At 64.1% G+C, this 12,211-nt stretch carries 10 protein-coding genes; all 10 read left to right on the plus strand.

The genetic code is table 11. The features are described 5' to 3' along the window. Positions 1-78 precede the first annotated feature (78 nt). Entirely contained in the window at positions 79-891 is an 813-nt protein-coding gene (locus O1Y97_RS09885) for a TIM barrel protein (RefSeq protein ID WP_318763880.1), read from the plus strand. 308 nt (positions 892-1,199) lie between these two features. Continuing rightward, the gene (locus O1Y97_RS09890) at positions 1,200-2,138 is read left to right on the plus strand and encodes a substrate-binding domain-containing protein (RefSeq protein ID WP_108607174.1); all 939 of its coding nucleotides are present in this window, start codon (positions 1,200-1,202) and stop codon (positions 2,136-2,138) included. Positions 2,139-2,235: 97 nt separating this feature from the next. Further along, positions 2,236-3,774, plus strand: coding sequence for a sugar ABC transporter ATP-binding protein (locus O1Y97_RS09895; RefSeq protein ID WP_318763881.1), 1,539 nt, complete (start codon positions 2,236-2,238; stop codon positions 3,772-3,774). Between the two features lie 31 nt (positions 3,775-3,805). Continuing rightward, complete coding sequence (locus tag O1Y97_RS09900) at positions 3,806-4,849, plus strand: ABC transporter permease (RefSeq protein ID WP_108607176.1); 1,044 nt, start codon at positions 3,806-3,808, stop codon at positions 4,847-4,849. A 100-nt stretch (positions 4,850-4,949) separates the two neighbouring features. Beyond that, the gene (iolG, locus tag O1Y97_RS09905) at positions 4,950-5,939 is read left to right on the plus strand and encodes an inositol 2-dehydrogenase (RefSeq protein WP_318763882.1); all 990 of its coding nucleotides are present in this window, start codon (positions 4,950-4,952) and stop codon (positions 5,937-5,939) included. 172 nt (positions 5,940-6,111) lie between these two features. Then, positions 6,112-8,040 (plus strand): bifunctional 5-dehydro-2-deoxygluconokinase/5-dehydro-2-deoxyphosphogluconate aldolase, encoded by a 1,929-nt coding sequence (locus O1Y97_RS09910; protein WP_318763883.1) that lies wholly within the window; start codon positions 6,112-6,114, stop codon positions 8,038-8,040. A gap of 65 nt (positions 8,041-8,105) precedes the next feature. Beyond that, positions 8,106-9,956 carry a 3D-(3,5/4)-trihydroxycyclohexane-1,2-dione acylhydrolase (decyclizing) gene (gene iolD, locus O1Y97_RS09915; protein ID WP_318763884.1) on the plus strand — a complete coding sequence of 617 codons (1,851 nt, stop codon included), beginning with the start codon at positions 8,106-8,108 and terminating at the stop codon, positions 9,954-9,956. 143 nt (positions 9,957-10,099) lie between these two features. Next, positions 10,100-11,017 (plus strand): myo-inosose-2 dehydratase, encoded by a 918-nt coding sequence (gene iolE, locus O1Y97_RS09920; RefSeq protein ID WP_318763885.1) that lies wholly within the window; start codon positions 10,100-10,102, stop codon positions 11,015-11,017. Between the two features lie 160 nt (positions 11,018-11,177). After that, positions 11,178-11,381 (plus strand): hypothetical protein, encoded by a 204-nt coding sequence (locus O1Y97_RS09925; protein ID WP_108607180.1) that lies wholly within the window; start codon positions 11,178-11,180, stop codon positions 11,379-11,381. A 6-nt stretch (positions 11,382-11,387) separates the two neighbouring features. Beyond that, complete coding sequence (gene iolB / locus O1Y97_RS09930) at positions 11,388-12,200, plus strand: 5-deoxy-glucuronate isomerase (protein WP_108607181.1); 813 nt, start codon at positions 11,388-11,390, stop codon at positions 12,198-12,200. Positions 12,201-12,211 lie beyond the last annotated feature (11 nt).

The raw sequence follows: 12,211 nt of genomic DNA on the forward strand, positions 1-12,211 counted from the left end.
CGGCTTGCAGAGAATGACGTATATCGCTCCACCATGATATGGAATAAATGTTCCGTTTTGGCTGGAGGAATTTCGCCGATGTCTGTCGTTTCGTTCGCCCTCAACCATATGGCCGCGCCGGGGCTGTCGATCGAGCGCTTTTTCGCGCTGGCCAAATCGCTCGGGATCACTTCGGTCGAAATCCGCAACGACCTGGCCGGCAACGCCATCATCGACGGCACGCCGGCCAGTGCGGTCCGCGCGCTGGCCGTGGAAAATGGAATATCCATAACGAGCATCAATGCGCTGCAGCGCTTCAACGAGTGGAGTGCGACGCGCGAGGCGGAGGCGATCGAACTCGCCGACTACGCCCGCGACGTGGGCGCCCAGGCACTGGTACTGGTGCCCGTCAACGACGGGACGGGGCAGGCCGATGGCGAGCGCCAGCGCAACCTCAGGACGGCGCTGGCTGCACTCAAGACCATCCTCGGCGATCGCGGCGTGCGCGGCCTGGTCGAGCCGCTCGGCTTCGAGATCTGCTCGCTGCGCTCCAAGCGCGAGGCCGCCGAGGCCATCGAGGATGTCGACGGCACCGCTGCGTTCCGCATGGTGCATGACACGTTCCACCACCATCTTGCCGGCGAGCCGGACATCTTTCCGGGCATGACCGGATTGGTGCATATCTCGGGCGTCGACGATCCCACTGTCACAGTGCCGGATATGCGCGATCCGCATCGCGTGCTGGTCGATGCCGGCGACAGGCTGGACAATGTCGGCCAGATCCGAGCGCTGGTCGCTGGCGGCTACCAGGGGCTCTTGTCGTTCGAGCCGTTCTCGCCGGTCGTGCAGAAGCTTGCCGACCCGCGCACAGCATTGGCCGAGAGCATCGAATTCATCCGCGCAAAGGTGTGAGGCATCGGCCGCGACCGGGTGATCTTGGTCAGGCCGGCCGCAGCCGGCTGACGCATGCTCTTTCACGCAAAGATTGATCGGGCAGCAATGGAATGCCTCTTGACGTTCATCCAGAATATGGAATAAACATTTCATAAATAAAAAACACGGCTCGAACATTCTGAAATCGGGCCGGCATCGGGAAGCGGGTGGCACATTTTGCATCGCGGAGGAGCGATGGTGTCGCTCGTAGAGACGAGCCTGCGGCACGACCGCGGCTTCCGGCACAACGGGGTGCAGCCGGACACCATTGTTGGAGGAGAGTGATCATGAAGAAATTCTTGCTCGGCGCTGCCATTTCCGCGCTGATGGCCGGCTCTGCGTTTGCCGGCGACGTCGGTGTCAGCATGGCCAATTCGGACACCTTCCTGACTGTCCTGCGCAAGGGCATCGAGAAGTCCGCGGCCGATGCCAGCCAGCCGGTCGTCATCGAAATCGCCGACGACGACGTCAACAAGCAGCTCAGCCAGGTCCAGAACTTCATCGCCGCCAAGGTCGACGCCATCATCGTCAACCCGGTCGATACCTCGGCCACCGGGCCGATGACCAAGCTCGCCAACGACGCCGGCATTCCGATCGTCTATGTCAATCGCGAGCCGATCGACGTCGGAGCGTTGGGCGCGAAGGGCGCCTTCGTCGGCTCGAACGAAGTCGATTCCGGCACGCTGGAAACCAAGGAAGTCTGCCGTATCCTCAAGGAAGCCGGCAAGACCGAGGCGGGCATCCTGATCATGGTCGGCGACCTTGCCAACCAGGCAGCCGTGATGCGTACCAAGGACATCCATGACGTGAATGCCGGGAGCGAATGCGGCGTCAAGCTGAACGTCATCGACGAGCAGACCGCCGGCTGGGATCCGGTCAAGGCACAGGACCTGATGACCAACTGGATCGCTGCCGGCCACAAGCCGGACGCCGTCATCTCGAACAACGATAACATGGCCATCGGCGCCATCAACGCCATGAAGGCGGCCGGCTGGGACATGAAGGACGTGATCGTGGCCGGCGTCGACGCCACCCAGGAAGCGCTCGCCTACATGAAGGCCGGCGACCTCGACGTGACCGTGTTCCAGAACGCTGCGGCACAGGGCGGTGGTGCAGTCGAAACGGCCATGAAGCTCGCCAAGGGCGAAGCGGTGACGTCGCCTGTGTGGGTGCCGTTCGAGCTGGTGACCCCGGCGAATATGGACCAGTACACCACCAAGAACTGATATGATCTGACCAATGCGCCGTCGGCCAACGGCGGCGCATTTCCCCACAAGGACCACGCCCGCGCGAAAAGCCGGGCCGGCCTGGGAGGACCAATCCATGCAAAACACTGGCACGATGGAAGCGGCGCCTGCGGGCGGTGCCGCTGTAGACGGTGGCTATCTTCTCGAGGTCGAGAACGTCCGCAAGGAATTCCCGGGCGTCGTAGCCCTCGACAATGTCCAGTTGCGCCTCAAGCGCGGCAGCGTGCATGCATTGATGGGCGAGAACGGCGCCGGCAAATCGACGCTGATGAAGATCGTCGCCGGCATCTACACGCCCGATTCCGGCAGCTTCAAGCTGCGCGGCGAGGACATCAACCTCCGAGGCCCGCTCGACGCGCTGGAGCACGGCATCGCCATGATCCACCAGGAACTCAACCTGATGGCGCCGATGTCGGTGGCCGAGAACATCTGGATCCGCCGCGAGCCGCTGACCCGCCTCGGCTTTGTCGACCATGGCCAGATGCGCCGCAAGACGGCGGAATTGTTCAAGCGGCTCAACATCGACATAGATCCGGACGTGCAGGTGGGCACGCTTTCGGTGGCCAGCCGCCAGATGGTCGAGATCGCCAAGGCGGTGTCCTACGAATCCGACGTGCTGATCATGGACGAGCCGACTTCGGCGCTGACAGAGCGCGAGGTCGACCACCTGTTCACCATCATCCGGGCGCTGCGCGCCCAGGGCAAAGGCATCATCTACATCACCCACAAGATGAACGAGCTGTTCGAGATCGCCGATGAGTTCTCGGTGTTCCGCGACGGCAAGTACATCGCCACCAAGGCTTCGACGGAGGTCACCCGCGACGAGATCATCAGGATGATGGTGGGTCGCGAGATCACCCAGATGTTCCCGAAGGAAGAGGTGCCGATTGGCGACGTGGTGCTGTCGGTCAAGGGGCTGACGCTCAAGGGGGTGTTTTCGGACGTTTCCTTCGACGTGCGCGCCGGCGAGATCCTCGGCATCGCCGGGCTGGTCGGCTCGGGCCGTTCCAACATCGCCGAGACCGTTTTCGGCGTGACGCCGGCAAATGCCGGCACCATCGACCTGTTTGGAAAGTGGGTGCGCATCGACAGTCCGTCGACGGCAATGAAACACGGCATGGCGTTCCTGACCGAGGACCGCAAGGAAACCGGCTGCTTCCTGTTGCTCGACATCCAGGAAAACACCCAGATGGCTGTGTTGCAGTCGGGCTACGTCAAGAACGGCTTCGTCAAGCAGAAACAGCTGGCCAAGGATTCGATGGAGATCAGCCAGGCGCTCAGGGTGAAGACACCCGACATGGCCGAGCCGATCATCAATCTTTCCGGCGGCAACCAGCAAAAGGTGCTGATCGCGCGCTGGCTTCTGACCAAGCCGAAAATCCTCATCCTGGACGAGCCCACCCGCGGCATCGACGTCGGCGCCAAGGCCGAGATCCATCGCCTGATCTCCAAGCTCGCAGGACAAGGGGTGGGCGTCATCATGATCTCATCGGAGATGCCAGAGGTGCTTGGCATGAGCGACCGCATCATGGTGGTGCATGAGGGCCGCGTCACCGGCTTCCTCGATCGTGCCGAGGCCAGCCAGGTCAAGATCATGGAACTCGCGTCGCACTGACGGCGCCAACGAGCTCAAGGGTGGAAGAACCATGTCGACGAACGAGATTGCGAGCCCCGCAAACGTCATCGGTAGCAAGAAGCGCCTGCCGCCCGAGGTGTCGATCCTGGGCGTGCTGATCGGCATCGCCATCGTCTTCGAGATACTCGGCTGGATATTCGTCGGCGACAGCTTCCTCGCCAACAAGCAGCGCCTGTCGATCATCATCCTGCAGGTGTCGGTGATCGGCATCATCGCGGTGGGCGTGACGCAAGTCATCATCACCGCCGGCGTCGACCTGTCCTCGGGCTCGGTCGTCGGTCTTGCCGCGATGGTGGCGGCAAGCCTGGCGCAGACATCGGCCAATCCGCGCGCGGTCTATCCCGCGCTGACCGACATGTCGCCGATCTGGGCCATCCTCGCCGGTCTCGGCGTCGGCCTTCTCGCCGGCACCGTCAACGGGTCGCTGATCGCGAGAACCAAGATACCGCCATTCATTGCGACGCTCGGCATGATGGTGTCGGCGCGGGGTCTCGCCAAGTGGTACACGCTCGGCCAGCCGGTGGCGCTGCTCGACGACAGCTTCACCTGGTTCGGCAAGAGCTTCAACATTCTCGGCTTCCCGCTGCCGCTGCCGGTCATCGTCTTCCTGCTCGTCGCGGTCATCTTCCATATCGCGCTGACCTATACCCGCTACGGCAAGTTCACCTATGCGATCGGCGCCAACCCGCAGGCGGCGCGCGTGTCGGGCATCAACATCGGCGGCCACCTGGTCAAGGTCTATGCCATCGCCGGCCTGCTTTCGGGGCTGGCAGGCGTGATGACCGCGGCGCGTGCCGCCTCCGGCCAGCCGGGCATGGGCGTGGCCTACGAACTCGATGCGATCGCTGCGGCGGTCATCGGCGGCACCTCGCTTTCCGGCGGCGTCGGACGCATCACCGGCACTGTCATCGGCACGATCATCCTGGGCGTGCTGACTTCGGGCTTCACCTTCCTCAAGGTCGGTGCCTACTATCAGGAAATCATCAAGGGCATCATCATCGTGGCGGCCGTGATCATCGACCAGCACCGCCAGAACAAGCGCAAGAAGGCTTGAAGTAAACCCGGGCCGCCCGTCATCCCGTCAGTGGGTGGCCCCATCCCTACAGATCAAGATTGCAGGCCCGGACGGCGCGGGCCAAGGAAATGAGGTTGTCATGACAGTTCGGTTCGGTGTCCTGGGTGCAGGCCGCATCGGCAAGGTCCACGCCAAGGCCGTGGCTTCCAATCCACAGGCGAAGCTGGTTGCGGTGGCGGATGCCTTCGAAAAGGCGGCCAACGATCTCGCCGAGGCCTATGGCTGCGAGGTTCGCTCCATCGACCAGGTCGAGAAGGCGTCGGACATCGATGCGGTGGTGATCTGCACACCGACCGATACGCACGCCGACCTGATCGAGCGTTTCGTGCTCGCCGGCAAGGCGGTGTTCTGTGAAAAGCCGATCGACCTCGACGCCGCCCGTGTCGAAAAATGCCTGGGGGTGGTCGAGAAGGCCGGCGGCACGCTGATGGTCGGCTTCAACCGGCGCTTCGATCCGCATTTCGCCGCCGTGCGCAAGGCCATCGACGACGGCGCCATCGGCAAGGTCGAGCAGGTGGTCATCACCTCGCGCGACCCCGGCCCGCCGCCGGCGGAATACATCACCCGCTCTGGCGGCATCTTCCGCGACATGACCATCCACGATTTCGACATGGCGCGCTTCCTGCTCGGCGAGGAGCCGGTGGCGGTGACGGCGACAGCCTCGGTGCTGGTCGACAAGAAGATCGGCGAGCTTGGCGATTTCGACAGCGTCTCGGTGATCCTTGTCACTGCCAGCGGCCGGCAGTGCGTGATCAGCAATTCGCGCCGCGCCACTTACGGTTACGACCAGCGCATCGAGGTGCACGGTTCCGACGGCATGGTTTCGGCCGAGAACCAGCGTGCCGTTTCGATCGAGGTCGCGGGGGCGCTTGGCTATACCCGCCCGCCGCTGCACGACTTTTTCATGACCCGATATACGGAGGCCTATGCCGCCGAGATCGCGGCCTTCATCGCCTCGGTGACCAAGGGCACCAAGATTTCGCCGGATGGCAAGGACGGCCTGATGGCGCTGAGGCTGGCGGATGCGGCGCTGAAATCGGCCAAGGAAGGCAAGACCGTACGGCTTTAGGCCAACGGGCGGACAGTCGCCTCGGGGCAATTGGCCTCCGGGGCGCACAGTCGCAATCAGTTGATGGAATGAAAATTCCGGTTTACTGATTATTGGAATTGAAATTGCATTGTGTGGCCTGCTATCTGATTTTGTGGGCAGGCCGGCGCGGCGGAGCGACCGGGAGGACAAAATGACCGACCCCAAGAACCAGCCTGTACTCGACGTCATCACCATCGGGCGCGCGTCGGTCGACCTCTATGGGCAGCAGACCGGATCGCGGCTGGAGGACGTGGCGTCCTTTGCCAAGTCGGTCGGCGGCTGCCCGGCCAACATCGCCATCGGCACGGCTAGGCTCGGCCTGCGCTCGGCGCTTCTGACCCGCGTCGGCGACGAGCATATGGGGCGCTACATCCGCGAGCAGATGCTGCGCGAGGGCGTGTCCGACAAGGGGCTGGTGACCGACACGGAGCGGCTGACGGCGCTGGTGCTGTTGTCTGTCGAGAACGACAAGACGTTTCCGTTGATCTTCTACCGCGAGAACTGCGCCGACATGGCGCTGAACGAAGATGACATCGACGCTGATTTCATCCGTTCGGCGCGGGCCATCGTCGTTACCGGCACGCATTTCTCCAGGCCGAACACGGACGCCGCCCAGCGCAAGGCGATGAAGCTGATCAAGCAGGCCGGCGGCAAGGTGGTGTTCGACATCGACTACCGCCCGAACCTCTGGGGCCTGGCCGGCCACGCTGCCGGCGAAAGCCGCTACATCGCTTCCGACAAGGTGTCGAACCATCTCAAGGGCGTGCTGGCCGACTGCGACCTGATCGTCGGTACCGAGGAAGAGGTGATGATCGCCTCCGGCGAGAGCGAATTGCTCGATGCTCTCAAGACCATCCGGGCGATGTCTTCGGCGACCATCGTGCTCAAGCGCGGGCCGATGGGCTGCATCGTCTATGACGGGTCGATCACTGACGACCTCGAAGCCGGCATCGTCGGCAAGGGGTTTCCGATCGAGGTCTACAACGTGCTGGGTGCGGGTGATGCCTTCATGTCCGGGTTCCTGCGCGGCTGGCTGGGCGGAGAGAGCCTGGCGACCGCTGCGACCTGGGCCAATGCCTGCGGCGCCTTCGCCGTGTCGCGGCTGCTGTGCTCGCCGGAGATCCCGACCTTCGAGGAGCTGCAGTTCTTCCTGAAGAACGGCAGCACGGAGCGGGCGCTGCGCAAGGACGAGGCGATCAATCACGTGCATTGGGCGACGACGCGCCGGCACGAGATACCGTCGATGATGGCGCTGGCCTGCGATCACCGCATCCAGCTGGAAGACATCGCCGCCCGCACCGGCGCCGATGCCCAGCGCATCCGCGACTTCAAGGTGCTGGCGGTGAAGGCCGCAGCCAAGGTGGCCGGTGGGCGTGACGGCTACGGCATGCTGATCGACGAGAAGTTCGGCCGCGAGGCGATGTTCGAATTCGCCCGCCATCCGTTCTCGTGGATGGGTCGGCCGGTGGAATTGCCGGGCTCGCGGCCGCTGCGTTTCGAGTTCTCGCAGGACATCGGCTCGCAACTGGTCGAATGGCCGCTCGACCACACCATCAAGTGCCTGTGCTTCTACCATCCCGACGACCCGGCCGAGCTGAAGGCCGAGCAGCAGCAGAAGCTGCGCACCCTGTTCGAGGCGGCGCGGAAAGTGGGGCGCGAGCTGCTGATCGAGATCATCGCCGGCAAGCATGGCAAGCTTGCCGAGGACACCATTTCACGCGCGCTCGAGGAACTCTACGCGCTCGGCATCAAGCCTGACTGGTGGAAGCTCGAGCCGCAGGCTTCGGCGGCAGCATGGAAGAAGATCGAGGCGGTCATCGCCAGAAATGATCCGTATTGCCGTGGCGTGGTGCTGCTCGGGCTGGAAGCGCCGCTGGCCGAGCTGGAAGTGGCGTTTGCAGCCACCGCCGACGCATCGGTGGTCAAGGGCTTTGCCGTCGGGCGCAGCATCTTCGCCCATGCGGCGGAAGAGTGGATGTTCGGCCGTATGAACGACCAGGCCGCAGTCGACGACATGGCCCAGCGTTTCGAACAGCTGACCAAGGCATGGCTTGCGGCGCGGGACCGTAGGGCGGCATAAATCGAAAGACAGCTGAAGCGAGGCCGGCATCCGCTGGATGCACTGCTCCAGCGGGAGGAGAAGAGATGACCAAGACCGTTCGCCTGACCATGGCGCAGGCCCTGACGCGCTATCTGACGCGGCAGATGACCGTGATCGACGACAACATGGTGCCGCTGTTTGGCGGCGTGTGGGCGATCTTCGGTCATGGCAACGTCGCCGGCATCGGCGAGGCGCTCTATCAGGTGCGCGAGGAACTGCCGACCTATCGCGCCCACAACGAGCAGGCGATGGCGCATGCGGCGATCGCCTATGCCAAGACCAATTTCCGCCAGCGGATGATGGCGGCGACGAGTTCCATTGGCCCGGGCGCGGTCAACATGGTGACCGCGGCCGCGCTCGCCCATGTCAACCGGCTGCCGGTGCTGCTGCTGCCCGGCGACGTGTTCGCCAACCGCGTGCCGGATCCTGTGTTGCAGCAGGTCGAGGACTTTGGCGACGGCACGGTCTCGGTTAATGACTGCTTCCGTCCGGTGTCGCGCTATTTCGACCGCATCACCCGACCCGAGCAGATCATTCCCGCACTGGCGCGTGCGATGCAGGTACTGACCGATCCGGCCGAATGTGGGCCGGTGACCCTGTCGCTGTGCCAGGACGTGCAGGCCGAGGCCTATGACTATCCCGAGAGCTTCTTTGCCGAGCGCGTGTGGACGCTGCGCCGGCCGCGGCCTGACCGCGATGAACTGGCTGTGGCGGCCGAGGTGCTGAAGGCGGCGAAGAAGCCGCTGATCGTGGCCGGCGGCGGCGTGCTCTACTCCGGCGCTTCTGAAGAACTCGATCGCTTCGTCGCGGCGACCGGCATCCCGGTCTGCGAGACGCAGGGCGGCAAGTCTTCTCTGACCGACGAGCATGCGCTCAACATGGCGGCGGTGGGCGTGACCGGCACGTCGGCGGCAAATCGCCTGGCCGAAGAGGCGGACGTGGTGCTGGCGGTCGGCACGCGCCTGCAGGACTTCACCACAGGCTCGTGGTCGCTGTTCAAGAACGCCGGCAAGACCATCATCGGGCTCAACGTACAACTGTTCGACGCCGGCAAGCACATGGCGCTGCCGCTGGTCGCGGACGCGAAAGAAGGGCTCACTGAGCTGGGTGCCGCGGTTGCCGGCTACAAGGCGCCGGCGTCGTGGACCGAGAACGCCAAGGCCGGCAAGGTCGAGTGGCGCAAGGCGGCGGCCAAGGTGACGGCTGCGACCAACGTCGCACTGCCGTCGGACGCGCAGGTGATCGGTGCCGTGCAGCGCACGCTGGGCTCCGACGTCATCGTGCTGCATGCGGCCGGCGGTCTGCCGGGCGAAATGCACAAGCTGTGGCAGGCCGGCGGACCCGGCTCCTACCACTCCGAATACGGCTTCTCCTGCATGGGCTACGAAATTGCCGGCGGGCTGGGCGCCAAGATGGCGCGGCCCGACAAGGAGGTCGTCATCATGATCGGCGACGGCTCCTATCTGATGCTGAACTCGGAGATCGCGACATCCGTCATGCTCGGGCTGAAGCTGACGATCGTGCTGCTCGACAACCGCGGCTATGGCTGCATCAACCGGCTGCAGATGGCCACCGGCGGCGCCAACTTCAACAACCTGCTGCGCGATACGAAGCACGAAATGCTGCCCGACATCGACTTCGTGGCGCATGCGAAAAGCCTGGGCGCGAATGCTGAAAAAGCGGCATCCATCGCCGATCTCGAAGCGTCACTCGGCCGGGCGCGCAAGAGCGACCGGACGACGGTGGTGCTGATCGACACCGATCCGCTGGTCTCGACCGGCGAGGGCGGCCATTGGTGGGACGTCGCCGTGCCCGAGGTCAGCGCCCGCGCTGAGGTGAACGCCGCGCGCAAGGGTTATGAGGAAAAGCTCAAGCTGCAGCGGGTTGGGGATTGAGGAGTTTACCCTCCCCCTTGTGGGGAGGGTCGGCGCGAAGCGACGGGGTGGGGGTACTCGGCGTCGCGTTCTTTCATCATTACCCCCGCCCGCGCCTGCGGCGCGACCTCCCCGCAAGGAGGAGGTAAGAATGGAGAACTGACGTGAAAGCCAAACTGGGCATGTCCCCCATCGCGTGGTGGAACGACGACCTTGCGGAACTGAGCGATGACGTGTCGCTGGAGGAGTGCCTGCGGCAGTCACGTTCGGCCGGCTTCACCGGCATGGAGCAGGGGCGCCGTTTTCCCAGCACGCCCGAGGCGATGCTCCCGATCCTGAAGAAGGCGGACGTGACTTTGTGCGGAGGCTGGTTCTCCGGCACGCTGGTCAATGAAGACCTCGCCGCCAACAAGGACCGCATCCAGCCGATGATCGACCTGTTCAAGGCGGTCGATGCGCCGTGCATCGTCTATGGCGAGGTCGGGCGGTCGATCCAGGGCGACCGCTCGAAGCCGCTTGCCGGCAAGACCGTGCTCTCCGATGACGAGATGAAGGCCTACGCCCGCAAGCTGAGCGAGTTCGGGGAGTGGTGCGCCGGCCAGGGCATGCCGCTGTCCTATCACCACCACATGGCGGCTGTGGTGCAGTTCGAGCATGAGCTCGACGCTTTCATGAAGCATTCGGGCGAGGGCATCCCGCTGTTGCTCGATGCCGGGCATCTCGCCTTCGCCGGCGGCGACGTGCTGCGGGCCATTGACAATCACCACAAGCGCATCAGCCACGTGCATGTGAAGGACGTGCGCATGGACGTCATCAAGTCGCTCGACTGGACCAAGCAGTCGTTCCTCGATGCGGTGGCGCTGGGTGCCTTCACCGTGCCCGGCGACGGCTCGCTCGACTTCGGCAAGATCGTGCAGAAATTCGCCGACTATGGCTATGAGGGCTGGTTCGTCGTCGAGGCCGAGCAGGACCCCAGGAAGAACCCGCCACTGAAGATGGCGCAGGTCGGCCATGCCGAGCTGATGCGGGTGATGACGGCCGCCGGCTACACCGTCGAAACGCAGGGTTTTCCCGCCGCATGACTCCGAAAATCGACAGTGATTTTCGGAAGAGGTCATGCGCCGATTCAAAGTGTTACGGCGTCCTTTGCGCGTCTCCGACGCGCGGCGCCGTAATGCTTGAGGCCGATCGCCGAGCCGGTTACGATCCGACAATGTTGATCGGCAAGGCGGTGCGCAATTGATGAACGACCAGAACCACCCGTTCCTGAAGCCGCTGTGGCGGCGCATTGCGCTGGTTGCGTTCTGCGCTGCGTGGTCGGTGTTCGAGTTCGTGACCGGAGCGGCGTTCTGGGGCACGCTTGCCGGGGGCATGGCGGCACTCGGCGCCTACCAGTTCCTGTACGCCTACAAGCCTGGTGACGACGCCGCCACCGACAAGGAGTGAGAGACCATGTCGAAACTTCTGATCAAGCCGAAGCATGGCACGGGGCGGGTGACTCATGTCACGCCGGAGACGGCTGGCTGGACCTATGTCGGTTTCGACCTGCACAAGCTGGAACCCGGCGACACCTATGGCGACTGGACCGCAGACCGCGAAACCTGCCTGGTTCTGGTTTCGGGCAAGGCGCATGTCCGGGTCGGCGAAGACGATCTCGGCACGCTGGGCGAACGCATGTCGCCCTTCGAAGGCAAGCCGTGGTCGGTGTACGTACCTGCCGGCGGCGACTGGTCGGTGCGGGCCGAGACGAATGTCGAGCTCGCAGTGTGCACGGCGCCGGGGCTGGGCGGCAACCTGCCGGTGCGGATCATCGGGCCTGACGACGTCAAGCAGGAGGTACGCGGCAAGGGTACCAACACCCGGTACGTGACCAACATCCTGCCGGAAGGCGAGCCGGCGGATTCGCTGCTGGTGGTCGAGGTCATCACGCCCGGCGGCCACACCTCGAGCTATCCGCCGCACAAGCACGACGAAGACAACCTGCCGGCTGAGTCACTGCTGGAGGAGACCTACTACCACCGGCTCAACCCGCCGCAGGGCTTTGCCTTCCAGCGCGTCTACACCGAGTTCAACGATGCCGGCCACCGCGATATCGACGAGGCGATGGCGGTCGAGGACGGCGACGTGACGCTGGTGCCCAAGGGCTATCACCCCTGTGCTGCCTGCCACGGCTACGATCTCTATTACCTCAATGTCATGGCAGGGCCGAAGCGGACGTGGAAGTTCCACAACGCCAAAGAACATGAGTGGCTGCTGAAGGCCTGACCGCCCAAGGC

Origin of the sequence: Aminobacter niigataensis, from assembly GCF_946995915.1 — a bacterium.
Taxonomy (GTDB): domain Bacteria; phylum Pseudomonadota; class Alphaproteobacteria; order Rhizobiales; family Rhizobiaceae; genus Aminobacter; species Aminobacter niigataensis.